Source organism: Paenibacillus sp. NRS-1781, from assembly GCF_050467745.1.
Lineage (GTDB): Bacteria > Bacillota > Bacilli > Paenibacillales > Paenibacillaceae > Paenibacillus > Paenibacillus terrae_A.
Window position 1 is genome coordinate 1 of record NZ_JBITPI010000021.1, and the last position, 18047, is coordinate 18047.

General features: G+C 46.9%; 21 protein-coding genes and 1 riboswitch. Of the genes, 19 read left to right on the forward strand and 2 right to left on the reverse strand.

Annotated features, from left to right (window positions below):
• Nucleotides 1-203 precede the first annotated feature (203 nt).
• Nucleotides 204-623, forward strand: coding sequence for a hypothetical protein (locus ACIFO6_RS07845; protein ID WP_430039751.1), 420 nt, complete (start codon nucleotides 204-206; stop codon nucleotides 621-623).
• Between the two features lie 346 nt (nucleotides 624-969).
• Here the strand turns inward: ACIFO6_RS07845 and ACIFO6_RS07850 are convergent, their stop codons facing one another.
• Nucleotides 970-1494, reverse strand: coding sequence for a hypothetical protein (locus tag ACIFO6_RS07850; protein WP_430039754.1), 525 nt, complete (start codon nucleotides 1492-1494; stop codon nucleotides 970-972).
• A gap of 402 nt (nucleotides 1495-1896) precedes the next feature.
• Here ACIFO6_RS07850 and ACIFO6_RS07855 point away from each other — a divergent pair, with 402 nt between their 5' ends.
• From ACIFO6_RS07855 to rsmI, 10 genes are all read left to right on the forward strand, one after another.
• On the forward strand, nucleotides 1897-2082 hold the full coding sequence (locus tag ACIFO6_RS07855) for a sigma factor G inhibitor Gin (RefSeq protein ID WP_025682457.1): 186 nt from the start codon (nucleotides 1897-1899) through the stop codon (nucleotides 2080-2082).
• Nucleotides 2083-2227: 145 nt separating this feature from the next.
• A complete protein-coding gene (locus ACIFO6_RS07860) occupies nucleotides 2228-3811 on the forward strand; it encodes an aminotransferase class I/II-fold pyridoxal phosphate-dependent enzyme (protein ID WP_430039757.1) in 1584 nt (527 codons plus the stop codon).
• 102 nt (nucleotides 3812-3913) lie between these two features.
• A complete protein-coding gene (tmk, locus tag ACIFO6_RS07865; protein WP_430039760.1) occupies nucleotides 3914-4561 on the forward strand; it encodes a dTMP kinase in 648 nt (215 codons plus the stop codon).
• Nucleotides 4562-4635: 74 nt separating this feature from the next.
• On the forward strand, nucleotides 4636-4965 hold the full coding sequence (locus ACIFO6_RS07870) for a cyclic-di-AMP receptor (RefSeq protein ID WP_430039763.1): 330 nt from the start codon (nucleotides 4636-4638) through the stop codon (nucleotides 4963-4965).
• A 200-nt stretch (nucleotides 4966-5165) separates the two neighbouring features.
• Nucleotides 5166-5609 (forward strand): YaaR family protein, encoded by a 444-nt coding sequence (locus ACIFO6_RS07875; RefSeq protein ID WP_404521360.1) that lies wholly within the window; start codon nucleotides 5166-5168, stop codon nucleotides 5607-5609.
• Nucleotides 5610-5759: 150 nt separating this feature from the next.
• The gene (holB, locus tag ACIFO6_RS07880; protein WP_430039766.1) at nucleotides 5760-6755 is read left to right on the forward strand and encodes a DNA polymerase III subunit delta'; all 996 of its coding nucleotides are present in this window, start codon (nucleotides 5760-5762) and stop codon (nucleotides 6753-6755) included.
• Between the two features lie 138 nt (nucleotides 6756-6893).
• The gene (locus tag ACIFO6_RS07885; RefSeq protein WP_014279023.1) at nucleotides 6894-7694 is read left to right on the forward strand and encodes a PSP1 domain-containing protein; all 801 of its coding nucleotides are present in this window, start codon (nucleotides 6894-6896) and stop codon (nucleotides 7692-7694) included.
• Nucleotides 7695-7721: 27 nt separating this feature from the next.
• Nucleotides 7722-8096: a DNA replication initiation control protein YabA gene (gene yabA / locus ACIFO6_RS07890; protein WP_430039769.1), complete on the forward strand. Its 375-nt coding sequence runs from the start codon at nucleotides 7722-7724 to the stop codon at nucleotides 8094-8096.
• 90 nt (nucleotides 8097-8186) lie between these two features.
• A complete protein-coding gene (locus tag ACIFO6_RS07895) occupies nucleotides 8187-8939 on the forward strand; it encodes a tRNA1(Val) (adenine(37)-N6)-methyltransferase (protein WP_430039772.1) in 753 nt (250 codons plus the stop codon).
• Nucleotides 8939-9820, forward strand: coding sequence for a 16S rRNA (cytidine(1402)-2'-O)-methyltransferase (gene rsmI, locus ACIFO6_RS07900; protein ID WP_430039775.1), 882 nt, complete (start codon nucleotides 8939-8941; stop codon nucleotides 9818-9820). The genes ACIFO6_RS07895 and rsmI overlap by 1 nt, the downstream gene beginning before the upstream one ends.
• A gap of 124 nt (nucleotides 9821-9944) precedes the next feature.
• On the opposite strand, the gene ACIFO6_RS07905 is transcribed toward rsmI, so the two are convergent.
• Entirely contained in the window at nucleotides 9945-10199 is a 255-nt protein-coding gene (locus ACIFO6_RS07905; protein WP_007428005.1) for an AbrB/MazE/SpoVT family DNA-binding domain-containing protein, read from the reverse strand.
• 330 nt (nucleotides 10200-10529) lie between these two features.
• Between ACIFO6_RS07905 and ACIFO6_RS07910 the strand changes: the two genes are divergently transcribed.
• From ACIFO6_RS07910 to ACIFO6_RS07945, 8 genes are all read left to right on the forward strand, one after another.
• Entirely contained in the window at nucleotides 10530-11813 is a 1284-nt protein-coding gene (locus ACIFO6_RS07910; RefSeq protein ID WP_430039778.1) for an HD domain-containing protein, read from the forward strand.
• 41 nt (nucleotides 11814-11854) lie between these two features.
• On the forward strand, nucleotides 11855-12625 hold the full coding sequence (locus ACIFO6_RS07915; RefSeq protein ID WP_430039781.1) for a TatD family hydrolase: 771 nt from the start codon (nucleotides 11855-11857) through the stop codon (nucleotides 12623-12625).
• A gap of 201 nt (nucleotides 12626-12826) precedes the next feature.
• Nucleotides 12827-13109, forward strand: a riboswitch (cyclic di-AMP (ydaO/yuaA leader).
• 269 nt (nucleotides 13110-13378) lie between these two features.
• On the forward strand, nucleotides 13379-14527 hold the full coding sequence (locus tag ACIFO6_RS07920; RefSeq protein WP_430039784.1) for a G5 domain-containing protein: 1149 nt from the start codon (nucleotides 13379-13381) through the stop codon (nucleotides 14525-14527).
• A 147-nt stretch (nucleotides 14528-14674) separates the two neighbouring features.
• Complete coding sequence (gene rnmV / locus ACIFO6_RS07925) at nucleotides 14675-15220, forward strand: ribonuclease M5 (RefSeq protein ID WP_430039786.1); 546 nt, start codon at nucleotides 14675-14677, stop codon at nucleotides 15218-15220.
• Nucleotides 15221-15227: 7 nt separating this feature from the next.
• Nucleotides 15228-16112, forward strand: coding sequence for a 16S rRNA (adenine(1518)-N(6)/adenine(1519)-N(6))-dimethyltransferase RsmA (gene rsmA, locus ACIFO6_RS07930; RefSeq protein ID WP_430039865.1), 885 nt, complete (start codon nucleotides 15228-15230; stop codon nucleotides 16110-16112).
• A 148-nt stretch (nucleotides 16113-16260) separates the two neighbouring features.
• Nucleotides 16261-17157: a sporulation peptidase YabG gene (yabG, locus tag ACIFO6_RS07935; RefSeq protein WP_283656357.1), complete on the forward strand. Its 897-nt coding sequence runs from the start codon at nucleotides 16261-16263 to the stop codon at nucleotides 17155-17157.
• A 200-nt stretch (nucleotides 17158-17357) separates the two neighbouring features.
• Nucleotides 17358-17636 (forward strand): biofilm formation stimulator Veg, encoded by a 279-nt coding sequence (gene veg / locus ACIFO6_RS07940; RefSeq protein ID WP_044646031.1) that lies wholly within the window; start codon nucleotides 17358-17360, stop codon nucleotides 17634-17636.
• A 164-nt stretch (nucleotides 17637-17800) separates the two neighbouring features.
• The gene (locus ACIFO6_RS07945; RefSeq protein ID WP_283654048.1) at nucleotides 17801-17980 is read left to right on the forward strand and encodes a small, acid-soluble spore protein, alpha/beta type; all 180 of its coding nucleotides are present in this window, start codon (nucleotides 17801-17803) and stop codon (nucleotides 17978-17980) included.
• The last annotated feature ends 67 nt before the right edge of the window (nucleotides 17981-18047 follow it).

Consider the following 18047-nt stretch of genomic DNA (forward strand, 5'->3'; position numbering starts at 1 on the left):
TGAGATTGTGGTCCTTTTTTGCGTATGTATATTTTAAAAATACTCTTACAAAAGGAAGGTAACATTTTTGTTACGGAATGTTATTGGAAACCCGGTATAATATAGGTACTGAATCCCATATACACACGCTGCATTCTTGCAGAATTATGCAAATTCTTGAATTGGGTTTGTATAGTGAATCAAGCTGGTAAGGAGGGAAGATCATGCGGCGAAATAAATGGCTTGCTCTATTAGTGCTATTCAGTGTCGCTGTCGCGATCCTTACCGGGTGCGGGACAGAGGAGCCTTCTTGGACATCGTTTGAGGGTGCAGCGAACGAAAAAACGTTTCCTGTCCCTAAAGAAGCGAGTAAAACTGATCGGGCTAGCAGTAACTCAGACATGGACTATGTACGCTATGCATTACCGGCTTTGAAGGAAAGTGATAGCTTGCCTGCTCCCTATCTGGAGGAAATTGCAGCCTGGGGCTGGACGGAAGAACCGAATCTATCGACTTATAATCAAAAAGTATTTCTGAAAAATAAGCTTATGGTGCACTTGTCTGTGCATGATGGTTCTTTTACTGTATTGGTCCCGAAGGATGGTAAAGCTGCTGCGAAAAGCAAAAGTGTAGATCTTAATTAGTAATTCACTGTTCTCGGCCTGGATACAGAGGGCTGCGGATATAGGGCTGTTTTAGGTAAGTCACAAGCGACCTCAAATGTAGCAGATAAGATGCTGTGTATAATGAACGATAAAGCTGGATATAAGGAAGCACTCAAAACTGCTGTTAAGTAGATGGGGCTTCCTTTTTTATATTGATTGGTATATTAGAGTGTTAAAGATGGTAGTGTGGAATGGTGAGGGGAATAAAAAGGAACAACCTTATAGGGCTGCTCCTTTTTTGATATGGGGTTCTAGCTTATGGGAGATGGGAGATATGCCAGATCAGGTATAAGCTTCTATCTATATGGATAGATGAATGGCTAGCCTACTGCTGATAATATGAGGCATCTTCATCGGTGAACTTCAACATGCCATCTTTCCTTTCGCCTGTGAGACGGCTCAGGATGTATAGGCGCGGTGCAATAAGCCACAGATGCCAAAAGAGCAAGGATACAGTAAAGGCTGGCGGAGACCAGAGAATGAATACAGCGAACAAGCAGATGCCGATCCATAGTGTATGTATATGCACACGGCGAAAGAGGCCGTAGCCTATGTACTGATCTGTCATATAACCCAGCCACGGCAGCTTGCGGTGAAATGCCCAACGCTTGCGGAAGGATGTTTTGCTTATGAACAGTACAGATCGGGAGATCACGAAGTGTACCCATAAGGTCAGGAAGAAAGCTAGAACAAACAAAAACAGGCTAGTCCATGAAAAGGCAAGAAGCAGGAAAAGAAGCATAATAACAGGCAACGAGATGTGACTCCATATCAGCTGACGCGGAATACTGATTTTTTTAATGAGCTTGTAGTGATAGTAGGTAGCTTTGGTTCCGGTTTCCTCTGTCATGCAAACAGTCCTTTCATTAATCTACTGCATCACAAATGGCTTCTCGACCGCCCACCCCGGAAAAAGGGACGGTGCTGCGCTCATGCGGCTCTGACAAGCACTAAATTGCTTGGGTAAGGCTATAGAATGATCGGCTTCTAGTGTGAGCCAACCTATTCTATACTTACAGGGAAAAGCTATTACGAATGAAGTATGAAACGGCTCCAATGAAAGGGTATCCATATGTAGGAGCTTTTCTTATTATATCGGCATAGACGGCTGTTTTTTAAACATGTGGGTACAAACACCATAAGGGCTCACATGGAATATATATAGAGTATATCGTCGAGCTGGGCTATGAAAAGGTTTAAAATAGTAGAAAGTGCCCATACTAATAGTAAAAGAAACAAGGGTGGGATGGATATGCATGATCAAGGCGGCCACCGCTGCATTATATGCGGACAACACAAGCATGAAGGCATCTTTATCGTTTCCGAGTTTATCTGCGATGCGTGTGAGGCTGAAATGGTGCGCACGGATGCGACAGACGCCAAATATCATTTTTTTATTGATCAACTAAAGCAAATTTGGGTACAGAAAAATGCATAATATCCTTTGTCAGCTAGTCTTTAAAGGGTTAGTATTCCAGGGCCTGTCGGTACGGGCTTTTTTTTCTGTGAGTAAAAGTAGGATTCCGCTTGATTTTACGATAAAATAGGGTAGATATAAAGCTTTGTTTCGGAAGGATTGCAGAATGATGGGGAAAAAGGCTTCACACGCACCATTAATGGAAGCTCTATTACGTTACCGGGCTCAAGGCAATGCTTCTTATCATGTGCCTGGCCACAAAAATGGACAAGTATATGAAAATGAAGATATTGCATCTCTCTTGAAAGAAGTAATGTCTATTGATGCGACCGAAATTACCGGACTGGACGATTTGCATCACCCTGAGGATGTGATCCGTGAGGGCCAGGAGCTGGCGGCGATGTGCTTTGGTGCAGAGGACAGCTTTTGGCTGATTGGAGGAAGTACAGTCGGTAATTTGGCAATGATTTTGACCGTGTGTACGAAACCGGGGGATTTACTGCTGGTACAGAGAAACGTACACAAGTCAGTCCTGAATGGTCTTATGCTGTCTGGGGCTGCTGCGGTATTTCTGGAGCCGAAAATAGATACGACCAGCGGGCTTGCGGTTGCTCCATCGACGGATACGATACAGACCGCATTAAAAGCCTATCCTTCCGCCAAAGGGGTATTGATTACGCTGCCTAACTACTATGGGATGGGTTATGATCTGACAGCAACGGCTAAAGCCTGTCATGCGGCCCATGTGCCCTTGTTGGTGGATGAGGCGCATGGTGCCCATTACGGGCTGCATCCCCGTTTGCCGGCTTCTGCTTTGTCCTGTGGGGCTGATGTGGTCGTCCAATCGACACATAAGATGCTACCAGCCATGACGATGGGAGCCATGCTACACGTGCAGGGGGGACGGATCAACCGGGAGCTGCTTCGTCAGCGACTGGCAATGGTGCAAAGCTCCAGCCCTTCGTACCCGCTCATGGCTTCGCTTGATTTGGCAAGGCGGCATATTGCGGTTCATGGGGCGAATGCCTTTACGGAAGGCTTGGCGGCAGCAGATGCTTTTAGAAAAGGTCTGAAGCAGCTTCCACGCTTTCTTCTCGTTGAGCCTATTGAGCAAGCGCCTCAGGGGAATGAGGCCCAAGAGGGCATTACAGAGCGCTTGGAGAGGGATGGAGAGAAGGTGGACGGCTATTCGACCCATGACCCTTTTAAAATGGTGCTGTACGATGCATTTGGTGTATTGGATGGCTTTGGCTTAAAGCATGAGTTGGAAGTGTATGGCTGTATTCCGGAGATGAGTGACGAAAAACATGTTGTTTTATTGTTTACGTTAGGCTCCACGATTAGAGATACTAATCACCTGTTGCAGGCTCTTGTGCATATAAATAATGATATACGGTTTAAGGGGACGGCTGGTGGGCCGGGTTCCATGCAGAAGGAGCAATGTGGACCAGATTTGGATTTTTCCACGTGGAACAATGATATTCCTACAGTTTACTCTATTCCGGTGCAGTTTGGACTTCAACCAGTTCAATCGAATCAGATGGAGGTAGTATCTGTGGAGGACTCCGCTGGCAGGGTGGCTGCGGAAATGATTATCCCGTATCCTCCAGGTATTCCACTGCTATACGCAGGAGAAATGATTACGGAACCGATTGCTCAACGAATGAGACGTCTCCGGGATTTGGGAGCCAAATGGCAAGGGGCAGCAGATGAAAGGTTGCTTACAATTCGGGTATTCCGTTTAAAATAAAGATTAGATGTTGGAGACTTAACCAATAAAGAAGACTGAATAAGAGAAGCAAATGAGCCTGTAGGTGACTCTTATTTTTCAGGCTGGAAAGCAGGGAATGGCATGAATCGCAAAGGAATTTTTATTACGCTGGAGGGGGGAGACGGCTCCGGTAAAACAACGATGATTCAACGGCTGGCCAAGTTTATGGAGGAAGAAGGCTATCCAGTTGTCACGACGAGAGAACCAGGCGGGATCGAAATTTCGGAAAAGATCCGCTCTATCATTTTGGACCCTGCCCATACCAGTATGGATGCCCGGACAGAGGCGCTTCTGTATGCGGCGGCCAGGCGCCAGCATCTGGTAGAGAAGGTAAAGCCGGCTATTGAAAAGGGAGCTATCGTATTATGTGATCGTTTTGTGGATAGCAGCTTGGTCTATCAAGGGTTTGCGAGAGGGATCGGTATGGAGGAAGTGGCTTCGATTAATCGTTTTGCGGTGGATGATTGGGAACCGGATGCTACATTTTATCTGGATATCGAACCTGAATTGGGATTGGCCAGAATTCATGCGTCCCGGGGAGAGGGAATGGATCGCCTCGATATGGAGAGTATATCTTTTCACCACAAAGTACGAGAGGCGTATCTGGAGCTTGCCCGCAAATTTCCGGAGCGAATTACGATTGTCGATGCATCTCCCGCAACGGAGCAGGTAGAGCAAGTATTGAAGGATTTGCTGAAAAAGCGGTTTATTCAAAACTTTAGCATGTAATTGTCGAAGGATATACGGTAAAATTGAGCTAGGGACTAGCTTGTTCCTAATATGGCTTGAAGGAGGAATACAGGATGAAGCTGATTATTGCGATTGTGCAGGATAAGGATAGTAACAGATTATCCAGCGGACTGGTGAAAGCTAATTTCCGTGCTACCAAGCTGGCGAGTACAGGCGGATTTTTGCGAGCAGGGAATACGACGTTTATGATCGGTGTCGATGACAATCAGGTGGGCTCGTTGATGAATGTCATTCGCAGCAGTTGCAAGGTACGTGAACAGCTGGTCACACCCGTTACCCCTATGAGCGGGACAACGGACTCCTATCTGCCTTTGCCTGTTGAAGTACAGGTGGGTGGAGCGACGGTGTTCGTGATGCCTGTAGACCGTTTTGAGCACTTCTGAATCTACACAAAAGGACCTATTCTGCCGATATGATAGAGGAATTGCCTGTTTCTTGCCCGTATCATGGGAATGAGGAACAGATCCACTATAACGGTAGCGCCAAGGCGCAGTCCCTGGAAAGCCGCTATGTTCCCCCAGTTCCATGTTGAGCTGTTCATTAAAGGGAAAAGCGGAAGTATTCGGGGGGAAAGCAGGTTTATATGAAAATAAATCCGGGCTATCGCCCTTTACAGAGTACGTTGTCTACCAATGAAATGAATACGAAGCCGATTCAGCCTAAGAGCTTTTCCGATGTTATGCAGCAAAATGGGGAGCGGGCTTCGCATGAAGAACTGAACCGTCGCTTCAAAGAAATTCAGATGCAGGGAGACCGTCTGGCGCGCTCGATGACGATTCGTGAGCTGAAGGCTTATAAGATGCTGGTGAAACGCTTCCTGGAGGATACGGTTCGGCGTGGCGTGTCGATGAAGGACACAAAGGGCTGGGATCGCCGGGGACGCAGCAAGCGGTATAAGCTGATTGATGAAGTGGATGAGCTGTTGCTCAAGATGGCAGATGATCTGCTCGAAACCGAGCAAGGCAAGATTGAGCTTTTGCAAGGAGTCGGTGAAATTAGAGGGCTGCTGATTAATCTCTCGTTTTAAATGTAGACCCTTTCATAAACGAATACAAACGGGCTGTCGCCACGAAGGAATAATCTGCTTGCTGATGATGCTGGCAGATTATTTTTGACTATATTCATGTAGGCAATGGTTGGAGATATGGAAAAATAGCAGCAGAATAGGTGAGGAAATATGTCTTTCCAAAAGATAATGGGTCAGGATATAGCTAAAAAAATGCTGCAAAGCGCACTTCGGAATGAGACGGTCAACCATGCCTATGTATTTAGCGGGCCGCCGGGAAGCGGACAGATGAAGATGGCGCAGACCTTTGCCAAGGCATTATTTTGTGAGCGAATGACGGATGATGCATGTGGCGAATGTCTGTCCTGTCGTAAGGTAGAGCATGGAAATCACCCGGATCTGTTTATCGTAGAGCCGGATGGAGCTACAATTAAAATTGACCAGATTCGCGGACTTCAGCGCATATTCTCTTACAAATCGGAAAGCTCCAATCCGAAGGTATATATTATCCAGCAGGCGGATACCATGACAGTGCAAGCTGCAAACAGCCTGCTTAAGTTTCTGGAGGAGCCTCAGGTTCCAGTGGTGGGTATACTCATTTCCGAAAATGGACAGGCATTGCTGCCTACGATTCAATCACGGACGCAGCAGGTTCCTTTTCATGCTTTACAGCCTGAAGTGATGATGCAGGCCTTAATCGGGGAAGGCTATACGGCCGGACTTGTTCGGTCGGCGGTTCATATTGCCTCGGGACTGGAATCATGTAGAGAAATTCTCCAGCAGAATTGGTTTGCAGAAATTAGAAACGTAGTGTTACAATTAGTGAAGGAGTCCATGAGCCGGGGAAGCTCGTCCATTATTCTCGCTCAACAGAAGATTTTTAAAACTGGACTTTCTGAACACCTGGATATTCTGTTTCATCTGTTTCATTTGTGGTTCAAGGATATGCTTCATTTCCGTTACGGAAGGCACGAAAGCATTGTTTTCATAGATCATTTGGAGTCCGTCTCCAAATTGGCAATCACCCGCAGCACGGAACAATGGGTCTCTTATATGGATTTGGCCGCGAATTGCAGGAAGAAGCTCCGTTTTCACGTCAATGGTCAATTGTGTGTAGAGCAGCTTTTGATTGGGTTGTCCGATACAAGCGGTTCCATCACCGGCTAACAGGAAGGCGCGCTTGTTCCACTCTGCACAATCCGCGACGCCAGGTTCCCGGTTTGTGCGACAGTGAGACTTCAATTGCGGCCATTCGTAACATGTCGGCTTCAAATGAGGTTTAGTGGCATACAAGGGGGTTAATTTTTGTATAGTGTAGTGGGTGTCCGTTTCAAGAAGGCGGGCAAGACTTATTATTTTGATCCGCTGGACCTTCCGGTGGAGAAAGAAAACTGCGTTATTGTAGAAACCGCGCGCGGTATCGAATATGGCAAGGTTGTGGTGGGCAAAAAAGAAGTCAATGATTCGGACGTTGTCCTGCCCTTAAAGAAAGTCATCCGTATTGCCGGAGATGATGACGCTCTTGTTGTAGAAGAGAATAAACTGGCGGCCAAGGATGCATTTGGTACGTGTTTAAATAAAATCAAAGACCATGGCCTTAAAATGAAGCTGGTAGACGTGGAATTTACATTTGACCGCAATAAGATCATTTTTTATTTTACGGCAGAGGGCCGTGTGGATTTTCGGGAGCTTGTAAAGGATTTAGCCAGTATTTTTCGTACACGGATTGAGCTGCGGCAGATCGGAGTACGGGACGAGGCTAAAATGCTGGGCGGGATCGGTCCTTGCGGACGTATTCTGTGTTGCTCTTCGTGGCTGGGAGATTTTGAACCGGTATCCATTAAGATGGCGAAGGATCAGAGCTTGTCGCTGAATCCGACGAAGATTTCCGGGTTGTGTGGAAGATTGATGTGTTGTCTCAAGTTCGAACATGATAACTACGAGAGCATGAAGGAAGAATTGCCGCAGGTTGGCAAGATGGTCGTCACCTCTCTCGGAGAAGGCAAGGTCGTAGGCGTAAATGCTGGACATCGCACAGTACATGTTCAACTGTTTGAGATTAGCAAGGTCAAGGAACTTCCAATGGACGATGTAGTCGTCAAGTAAACCATTAGGTTGCTTCGGGGTGGAAACTTGGATAAATTAAATGTTTTTGCGCGTATTCACGAAATGGAAACCCAAATGGGACAGTTGCATAGTGATCTGGGTGAATTGAAGCTGGCAGTTAAAGAACTGCTGGAGGAAAATCAACGACTAACGATTGAAAACGAACAGGTGCGAAAGATACTCAAACGTGAAACCTCCAGAGAAGAAAAGGCGGCAAAAAGGCCGAAACTTTCTCCTCCGATTGTCATTAAGGATGAAGAGGAAACGGGTGAGGTTGTGGGCGAAGGCCACGACAATCTGGCAAGGCTGTATCATGAAGGATTTCATATATGCAACGTGTATTACGGACATTTGCGAACGGAAGGCGATTGCCTTTTCTGTCTGTCATTTTTGAATAAATAAAAAAAAGCCGTAGGAGCAAGGTGCCTACGGCTTTTTTTGTAAGGAAGTATGGGTTTAGAACGATTTGGGGTAAAAAGATGGGAGAGCGCTATGTACGAAAATGAACAGAAGTCTGAACGAATTGATGATCTATTGTCACATAATTTGCGTATTATCCAAAGTGATGAGGTGTTCAGCTTCTCCATGGACGCGGTTTTGCTAGCACGGTTTGCCGGTATACCGCAGCGTGGGAAGATTTTGGATCTATGTACAGGTAATGGGGTTGTTCCCCTGCTGCTAACGACACGAACCAAAGCTGCTATCGAAGGAATTGAAATTCAACCGCGCTTGGCAGATATGGCTAGACGCAGCGTCAGCCTGAACGGATTGGAGGCAGCGATTCAGATTCGGGAAGGCGATCTACGTGAGTTGGTTCAAATCACGGGACATGGTGTATATGATGCAATTACGGTAAATCCCCCCTATATGCCGCTAAACGGTAGCGATATTAAGCTAAACCCTCATCAAGCGATTGCACGTCATGAGGTGCATTGTACGCTGGAGGAGGTCATTCAGGCATGTACCCGGCTTGTCCGTAACGGTGGCAAAGTATCCATGGTTCATCGTCCGCAGCGGCTAGGTGAGATTATAACCCTGATGCGTGCCAACAGACTGGAGCCGAAACGGATTCGGTTTGTCCACCCACGGGCTCATATGGAGGCGAATATGGTGCTCATCGAGGCGCTATGTGATGGTAAGCCGGAGGTTCGTCTGTTGCCGCCGCTCATTGTATATCAGGAGAATGGGAATTATACTCAGGAAATAAGGGATATCTATGGAGAAGTAAGCAAGGGGGATTTATAGTGAAGGCAGCGGTGCAAAAAAGTTTTATAACCGGCGGAGAGGAACGGGGCAAGCTGTATCTCGTTGCGACACCGATTGGTAATCTGGACGATATGACCTTTAGGGCGATTAACACCTTAAAATCGTGCAGTATTATAGCAGCAGAGGATACGAGGCAGACGCGCAAACTGCTCACACATTTTGATATCACGCCGGAAATGCTATTCAGCTATCATGAACATAATAAAGCTGCCAGTGGGCCTGAGTTGATACGTTATATAATAGAAGGAAAAAATTTGGCACTGGTTAGCGATGCAGGTCTGCCGGCCATTTCGGACCCGGGTTCGGATCTGGTCAAGCTGGCGCTAGAGGCGGATGTTAGCGTTATTCCCATTCCCGGGGCGAACGCAGCATTGTCAGCTTTGATTGCCTCTGGACTGGATACGGAAAGATTTACATTTGCCGGATTCCCTCCACGAGAGAAAAAAGATCTGGAGAGGCTGCTACAGTCATTTCAGGTATCTCACGGCACGATCCTGTTTTATGAATCCCCTCATCGTATTGTGCGGACGTTGACGGTATTGAAGGAAACACTGGGAGAACGCAGAGTGGTGCTTGCACGTGAGTTGACCAAGCTGCATGAGGAATGGTTACGAGGAACGGCGGAGCAATGTCTTGCCAGACTGGAGGAGCATCCACCACTTGGTGAATATTGCCTGGTAGTTGAAGGGAAAAGCGAAGCAGAAGAGGAAGAGGAGCGACAGGCATGGTGGCAGTCCTTATCATTGGAGGCCCACGTTGCGCATTATGAGACAGAAGGGCTGACACGCAAGGACGCTATGAAGCGTACAGCTACCGACCGCTCCATTTCCAAAAGGGATGTATATAACGCTCTTTTATAAAAACTTCCTTACACAAAAAAGGGCCTTCCAACGGTTGGGTTCAAACCGTGGAAGGCAACAAGGAGTGTATATGAAAAAGGTTAGAATTAACAATCTCTTATGAGTCTATTATATACTAAAAATCTTAGTTTGTCACAGGTGTTGGAATTTCTGAGATGCAATCTTGACAAACAATTTTCCCTTTAAAGTAAATTACGTTCTCGGCGTTGCCGCAGAAGATACAAGCAGGCTCGTATTTTTTGAGCATAATGCGTTCGCCATCAACATAAATTTCCAAAGCGTCTTTTTCGCCAATACCCAATGTGCGGCGCAATTCAATTGGAATAACAACACGTCCGAGCTCGTCAACTTTTCTTACAATACCAGTGGATTTCATCATAATAAATCAGGCTCCTCTCGCCTTTAAAATAATATAAGTGTCATGATTCGACAAATTTTTCTCTTTTCTGATATTTACTATACCAACGATTCCCAAAACAGTCAACCTTAAAAATTTGCTAACAGCTTGATTATGCAAAAATATTTTGAATAAAGAGCATGATGTGTGTGTATTACCTTATTTTATTGATGATTTTAGCCATTTGTCGATTTGGAAATGTCGAAAATCTATAATTCGACATAATACGACAAACGATGTCGAATGAAGGAGATCGTTTAGGATTTTATTGTATCTTAATCCATTATTCAGAATATTAAAGGAGCTGATATCTTGCACCAGCCACTTAGTGAAGAAAAAGTTTTTAAGGACCCGGTACATAACTATATCCATGTTCAGGATACAGTGATATGGCGTTTGATCAATACTCCAGAGTTCCAACGCTTGCGCCGCATTCGGCAGTTGGGTACATCTTATCTTACGTTTCATGGAGCGGAGCATAGTCGTTTTTCGCATTCGCTAGGTGTGTACGAGATTACACGGCGTATTATTTCCCAATTTGAACGCGGCGAATTTTCCGATTGGCCGAAGGAAGAAGGTTTAGTCGCGCTGTGTGCGGCTTTGTTGCACGATGTGGGGCATGGTCCGTTTTCCCATTCCATAGAAGAAGCCTTTCATATGAACCACGAGGATTGGACATGCCGGATTGTATTGGGGAATACAGAGATTAACGCTGTGCTGAAGCAAGTCGATGAAGAGCTTCCAACGAAGGTGGCTGCGGTCATTGCCAAAACGTATGACAAGCCAATTGTCGTTAACCTGATCACAAGCCCACTGGATGCGGATCGCATGGATTATCTGCTGCGGGATGCTCACTCGACAGGCGTCAATTATGGCACCATTGATCTGGATCGTATTTTACGGCTGTTGCGTCCTCATAATGGAAGAATTGTAGTGAAGGAGTCAGGTATGCATGCGGTAGAGGATTATCTGATGTCACGCTATCAGATGTATTGGCAAATTTATTTTCATCCTGTGACGCGCAGCTCGGAAATTTTATTGCGTAAGATTTTCAAGCGGGCGAAGGAGCTGTTTGGAAACGGATATGAGTTTAGTTTTCTGCTGGAACCGTTGCCGGATCTCTTTCGGGGAGAGCTTACGGTGGAACAATATTTGATGCTCGATGAGTCTTTGATTCAGACAGTATTCAGTCAGTGGAAACAGGAAAAGGACGAGATTTTAAGCGATTTGAGCGCCCGTTTTATGGATCGCAAGCTGTATAAATATGTAGAGATTGAAAATATGGATACAGATACCATTGACGACATTCGGACAGCGCTGAAGCAGGTTGGTTTACATCCCGAATATGATCTGGAAATTGATTTTCCGACGGATCTTCCTTATGATGTGTTTCGGCAGGGTGGCTCGACGGACAACCAGATTTTACTGCTTGGACGTAAAGGAGAAGTGAGAGAAATTTCCGAAGTATCGGAAATTGTGCGCTCCATTAGCGGTATTCACCGGGGTAAATATCACATGTACTATCCCCAAAACAAATTGGATGGGGTAAAGGACAAGCTTCCTGCCGAAATAAGGAATTATTTTGTCAAACAATAGACAAACATATGCCAATAAAAGTAAATAAGGGGACATGAATTTTGAATTTATTTGACACTCATACCCATCTGGATGCGCCGCAATTTGACGAAGATCGGGAAGAAGTTATAGCACGTGCTGTCGAAGCGGGAGTAACCCGCATGATTAATATCGGATTTAATCGTGAGACGATTCCATCCACGATGAAATTGGCTGAGACGTATGATTTTATTTATGCGGCAATTGGATGGCACCCACAGGATGCGATTACGATGCAGGAGGGGGATTTGGAATGGATTGCATCGTTATGCAGTCATAAGAAAGTCGTGGCGATCGGGGAGATTGGTCTGGATTATTATTGGGACACATCACCGAAGGATGTACAGCATCGGGTGCTACGCAACCAGATTGGACTGGCTCGTGAGCTGCACATGCCAATTGTCATCCATAACCGGGATGCGCATGAAGATATTGTTAAGATTTTGCGTGAAGAAAAGGCGAGTGAGGTTGGCGGAGTCATGCATTCCTTTTCCGGAAGCTGGGAGACGGCTAAAATGGTGCTGGATATGGGCTTTCACCTCTCTTTTGGCGGACCCATAACGTTCAAAAATGCCAAGCAGCCAAAGGAGGTACTCGCACAGGTGCCGCTGGACCGTCTGCTCATTGAAACGGACGCTCCCTATCTAACGCCCCATCCGTTCCGCGGGAAGCGAAATGAGTCCGCACACGTGGGACTGGTCGCAGAGGCGGCTGCCCAAATCAAGGGAATTACGGTGGAGGAATTAGTGTCAATAACGACCCAAAATGCCTTGGAACGATTTGACATTAAGTGAAAAAGTGAAGGAATCGATCAAAATAAAGAGATAGACGAAGCTAATCATGAATTTGTTGCAGGAAACTCGAGAATATTACAATATTTTAACCGAATATTTTAAAAAATGTACTTGAAACCTGCTTTACAACATGCATAGAAACAGGATATCATCTTTTCAGTGAATTGTTGTTTGAGTGTAAACATCAACAGCTCATTTCATGAACCAGTCTCGCTGAGTCCCTTTTACAGGGAACGGGGGAACCGATATGGCTTACAGTACGTCCGGCGTATGGCAAGAAGGGAACGTCTCTTCCGTCCAGCCGGCTCGACCGAAATTCTTTTCCCGGATGGGATTGAACAGGTGGAGGGGCCGTATTTCGATTTCTTTCTGGGTCTTCGGGGTGAATGCGAAGGCGACCGCCATGAGCGGTTGACCCAAGCTAGGGCGTCTCTCTACGTCCGAACCCGACAGCTAACCCCGTAAGCGTAACAAGAGAGAAGCCATCTCGTGCATGATTTTTCCGCATATTCGCACATGCCGGAAGCCACGAAAGAGCTCTCTAGTCTCTTTTTCTGGCTTTTTTTGTTGTGAATAAAAGAAAATCTGTCATCATACTGTGATTAAACAGGGGAGGACAGCATGCCGCGAAGACGGGTACATGGTGCAGGACAGTCGCATTACGGGCTTGTCTTGTAGAAAATCTGTTATAGTCACGTCAATCTCAACTATGTCTTACTCCAGACGGCGGGCTATGTAAGGAGGACGGAGGAAATGGGCATTTTCCAAAAAGAGGAGACCCATGAGTCACGCTCATCCAGCATGTCTTACGTATTGCGTTGGAAGCAAGAAAATGTGCGCCAGGCTGCTTTGGTTGCTATTTTTCTAATCGCACTAACGATTATGATTTCAATTCTGGTGTACACTGAATCTAAAAAACAGGTCTTTTTTGTCATCGATGGTAAGGCATCTGCGGTAGAAACCCGGCAATCCCAGCTCCAAGATTTGCTCAAAGAGCATTCGATTTCACTTCAGCCGCATGATACGGTTTCGATGCCGCTGAACGGAGCAGTACAGGATGGGGATCGCGTAGTCATCAAACGTGCCAATCAGGTCAAATTATCCTTAGCCAACGAGACGAAAAAATTGTACACAACAGAAAATACAGTAGAGGGTGCCATTCGCACCTCGGGCTATAAATTATCGTCAAATGATAAAGTTTATCCTGCTCTGGATGCTTCTGTTTCGTCTAACATGGACATAAAAATCATCCGTGTGAAGAAACAGCAGGTTGAACAGAAGCAACAGGTACCTTATCAGGTCATCAAAACGGCCGATCCAAGTCTCTATAAAGGTGATAATCGGGTCATCCAAAGCGGTAAAACGGGTGTTGTGGTCCAGCATGTTCAAAAGGTATACCATGACGGAAAATTGGTATCCAAGCAGCTGGTAAACAAGGAAGTCGCACAGAATCGTGTGGATAAGGTGATTGCGGTAGGAACGAAGAAAAAACCGGTCGTTCTGGCTGCTTCTGTCGGTCCTGAAGATGCCGTTAAGGCAACACGGGTTAGTTCGGACAATGCTGTCCGTAAAGCAGGTGTGAATTTTAAATATAACAAAGTATTACAAAACGTCTCCATGACGGCCTATTCGTCACAGGAGCCAGGTATCGGTACACGTACCGCATCCGGCACGCGTGTCACGGAAGGACGCACCATCGCTGTCGATCCGAGTGTGATTCCAATCGGCTGGTGGGTATATATTGAAGGGGTGGGCTTCCGCCGTGCGGAGGATACCGGTGGCGCAATTAAAGGCCACAAAATCGATGTGTATTATGAGAGTTTGAGTCAAGCCAATCAGTTTGGTCGCAAGCACGGTAAAACCGTATATGTGATTGGACCCGTGAAGCCTGAAATGAACTAAAAACGTGTTGTATATGTTTAGGGCAATGCGATAGTATTAACATCATAGTTATGCCATGCTAAGAAGAGGATACCCTCTTCTTATTTTGTTTTCAAAAGCAGGGAAAGATGAATATAGCTGACTGTGTAGCAGTGGAGGGAAACGCAAATGATCAAGGAAGTGATCGTGGTAGAGGGTCGGGATGATACGGTCGCTATTCGCCGTGCTGTCGAAGCGGATACGATAGAAACGGGCGGCTCAGCCATTAATAAAATGACGCTGCGCAAAATTGCGCTGGCGCAGGAGCGGCGGGGTGTCATTATTTTGACCGATCCCGATCATGCAGGGGAGCGTATCCGCAAAATTATCGCCTCCAAGGTGCCTGGCTGCAAGCAGGCCTTTATACCAGAGGCAGAAGCGACGCGCAAAGGGGATATTGGCGTGGAGAATGCCTCGCCTGAAGCGATCAGACATGCTCTGGCACGGGTGCATACGACGGTGGAAGGGGCCGATCCGCTAATTGATTGGGCGGACCTGATTGACGCCGGGCTGATCACCCACCCGAATGCTGCTGCACGACGTATGGCTTTGGGTAATATGCTGGGTATTGGTTACTGTAACGGTAAGCAGTTACATAAACGGCTCGCTGTGTTCCAGATCAGCCGTGAGGAATTTGCCGGTGCGCTGGCACAAATTGAAAGTGAAGGAATGTGATATCCGTATGACAGGGATTCAAAATATAGCAACACCGCGGCGCACGAAGGAAATTATTCAGCGGCACGGGTTTTCGTTCAAGAAGAGCTTGGGACAAAACTTTCTGATTGATCAAAATATTCTGAACAAGATCGTGAATGCTGCGGGATTGGACGAAACGAAGGGCGCACTGGAGATCGGTCCGGGGATTGGCGCTTTGACCGAGAAGCTGGCGCAATCGGCCAAGGTAGTTACAGCTGTCGAAATTGACCAGCGGCTTTTGCCTATTCTCGAAGAGGTGCTGGCCCCTTATGAGCATGTGAAGGTACGCCATGGGGATGTGCTGAAGCTGGATTTGCGAGAGGTGTTTGCTTCCGATTTTGCCGGGGTCAGTAAAGTGAGCGTCGTCGCTAATCTGCCGTACTACGTCACTACACCGATTCTGATGAGGCTGCTGGAGGACAAGCTCCCTCTGGAGAATATTGTCGTCATGATTCAAAAGGAAGTGGCTGAGCGTATGGCAGCGTCTCCTGGGACGAAGGATTACGGCAGCTTGAGTATTGCAGTGCAATATTACAGCGAACCCGAATTGGTCTGCATCGTACCGAATACGGTATTTATTCCCCAGCCGAATGTAGAATCGGCGGTCATCCGTTTGCGTGTGCGGGAAGTGCCTCCGGTAGAGGTGGTGGACGAGCAGCATTTCTTCGAAGTCGTACATGCTTCATTTGCCCAGCGTCGCAAGACCATTTCGAATAACCTGAAAAGCCGCTTCTTTACCAAAGAGAACAGGGACACGCTGGAGCCGCTGTTGCTTCAGGCAGGCATAGAGCCTTCCCGTCGGGGCGAGACGCTGAGTATCGAGGAATTTGCGCGTCTGAGCGCTGTGTTGCTGGAAGCCGGGATTTCCTGACCTGACGTACGAGCTATCGCTTAGCAGCAATCAGAGAGTCTCTGGTTGCGCTTTGCACGGTTGTGGCTGGTTTGTATAAGCTCTTGAGCATGATAAGGAACCAAACTGTGCATTCACCCATACGATATGGGAGGGGTGATACAGTGTGATGATTTTAGGAGACTTGGTCGTTCGAAAATCGTATGGCGGAGATGTCACGTTTCGCGTTGAGGACATCCAGCGGGATAAAGCGATCATTAAAGGGACGGAATTTCGGCTTCTTGCCGATTCCCCTGTGAACGATCTGGTCAAGGTGCCTGCAGACCAGATTAGCGGGAAGACACGGCAGGCCCATATTAAGGCGGATGAGTCTCTCAATCTGTTGCAGCAGGCACGACAGAAGCAAGCAGCCCGCAGTCAGGCGGCTTTGATCGGGGAGTGGAGTGATCCGGTGGAGTCGACGTATTTTGAAATGCCCGGCAAGGTACTTCATCTGGATGGGGACCCCGGCTATTTGAAAAAATGTCTCAGCTTATATGAGCAGCTTCGCGTTCCTGCAGAGGGACATCATGTTCACGAATCAGCTATGGCCGACACGTTGTATCGTCTGCTTCCCCGTATTCGCCCGGATATCGTAGTCATTACCGGACATGACGGGGTGTTGAAGCAGCCACAGCCTTATGATTTATATAGCCTGAAAAGCTATAAAAATTCGCAAAATTTTGTGGCGGCGATCCAGGTAGCGAGACAATATGAACGTCATCTGGATTCATTGACGATTGTGGCGGGAGCGTGTCAGTCCCATTTTGAAGCGCTGCTGCGTGCAGGAGCGAACTTTGCCAGCTCACCAGGGCGTATACTGATTCACGCGCTGGACCCGGTATATGTGGCTGCCAAGGCTGCCTTTACGTCGATCCGTGATACAGTGAACATGGGCGACTTGTTTCATCAGACGATTAGTGGCAGCCGTGGCGTAGGTGGTATCGAAACCCGGGGAAGTTATCGTATCGGTTTGCCGAAGCTGGAAAATTTGTCGACTCTTAAAGTAACGCCTTCCGCAATCTAAGGTTTGAACCTGTTAAATAGGATTTATCTGGATAAAAAGCCTCTGTGTACAGGGGCTTTTTGGCATTTTTATACGCATATTCCTGTTCGCAAAAAATTAAATTGACAACTTATTTTTCGGGTTGATATAATATTTAGCTTGATTTGACATTGTCTCTAAAATTCGTTATAATGGACAAGGAAAGAGGTGGTCGTTAGGCAATGGCTAAAAATACGCTGTTGGAAATCAAACGCAGTCTCGACGCACATGTAGGGCAAAAAATTTTGCTGCGGGCTAACGGCGGACGCCGTAAGACCGTCGAACGAACTGGTGTCTTGGAAGAAACGTACCCTTCTGTTTTTATCGTCAAGCTGGATCAGGAGCAACAAACGTTCAAGCGTGTCTCCTACAGCTATGCTGACATTCTTACCGAGTCGGTAGAAGTTACCGTCTATGATCCCGACTCCCATACAAGTGTCGAATGTTTTGACACACCTTAATTGATTTTATGTAATCTATACCGGCTTTGCAGGTTTAACGGCGGCTTCGTCATTCCAAATGACGGGGCCGTTTTGTATATATGGGGCAGGATGAAGCATCGCGTCTTTGCGCATACTAAGGCGGGAATGATCTTCCTTATTCCACTGCCGAAGGAGGCGTACGCATGAGTCGGAGAAGACGAGGTGTCATGTCGGAAGAGCTTAAGTATGAGCTGGCTAAGGATCTTGGATTTTACGATACGGTCAAGGAAGAGGGCTGGGGAGGCATTAAAGCCAAGGATGCGGGCAATATGGTGAAGCGGGCCATTCAGCTTGCAGAGCAGGCAGCTTCCCGCAAATCGTAGCCATCGTTAGTGCTTCGGTAGTACTGATGAAAAAGCGGGGATCTCCGGTATTATACCGGGTGGTCTC

What these genes read in the sequence shown, in the direction of transcription:
- ACIFO6_RS07845 (WP_430039751.1), top strand. Translation starts at nt 204, where the DNA reads ATGCGGCGAAATAAATGGCTTGCTCTATTAGTGCTATTCAGTGTCGCT.
- ACIFO6_RS07850 (WP_430039754.1), bottom strand. Translation starts at nt 1,494, where the DNA reads ATGACAGAGGAAACCGGAACCAAAGCTACCTACTATCACTACAAGCTC.
- ACIFO6_RS07855 (WP_025682457.1), top strand. Translation starts at nt 1,897, where the DNA reads ATGCATGATCAAGGCGGCCACCGCTGCATTATATGCGGACAACACAAG.
- ACIFO6_RS07860 (WP_430039757.1), top strand. Translation starts at nt 2,228, where the DNA reads ATGATGGGGAAAAAGGCTTCACACGCACCATTAATGGAAGCTCTATTA.
- tmk (WP_430039760.1), top strand. Translation starts at nt 3,914, where the DNA reads ATGAATCGCAAAGGAATTTTTATTACGCTGGAGGGGGGAGACGGCTCC.
- ACIFO6_RS07870 (WP_430039763.1), top strand. Translation starts at nt 4,636, where the DNA reads ATGAAGCTGATTATTGCGATTGTGCAGGATAAGGATAGTAACAGATTA.
- ACIFO6_RS07875 (WP_404521360.1), top strand. Translation starts at nt 5,166, where the DNA reads ATGAAAATAAATCCGGGCTATCGCCCTTTACAGAGTACGTTGTCTACC.
- holB (WP_430039766.1), top strand. Translation starts at nt 5,760, where the DNA reads ATGTCTTTCCAAAAGATAATGGGTCAGGATATAGCTAAAAAAATGCTG.
- ACIFO6_RS07895 (WP_430039772.1), top strand. Translation starts at nt 8,187, where the DNA reads ATGTACGAAAATGAACAGAAGTCTGAACGAATTGATGATCTATTGTCA.
- ACIFO6_RS07905 (WP_007428005.1), bottom strand. Translation starts at nt 10,199, where the DNA reads ATGATGAAATCCACTGGTATTGTAAGAAAAGTTGACGAGCTCGGACGT.
- ACIFO6_RS07920 (WP_430039784.1), top strand. Translation starts at nt 13,379, where the DNA reads ATGGGCATTTTCCAAAAAGAGGAGACCCATGAGTCACGCTCATCCAGC.
- rnmV (WP_430039786.1), top strand. Translation starts at nt 14,675, where the DNA reads ATGATCAAGGAAGTGATCGTGGTAGAGGGTCGGGATGATACGGTCGCT.
- rsmA (WP_430039865.1), top strand. Translation starts at nt 15,228, where the DNA reads ATGACAGGGATTCAAAATATAGCAACACCGCGGCGCACGAAGGAAATT.
- yabG (WP_283656357.1), top strand. Translation starts at nt 16,261, where the DNA reads ATGATTTTAGGAGACTTGGTCGTTCGAAAATCGTATGGCGGAGATGTC.
- veg (WP_044646031.1), top strand. Translation starts at nt 17,358, where the DNA reads ATGGCTAAAAATACGCTGTTGGAAATCAAACGCAGTCTCGACGCACAT.
- ACIFO6_RS07945 (WP_283654048.1), top strand. Translation starts at nt 17,801, where the DNA reads ATGAGTCGGAGAAGACGAGGTGTCATGTCGGAAGAGCTTAAGTATGAG.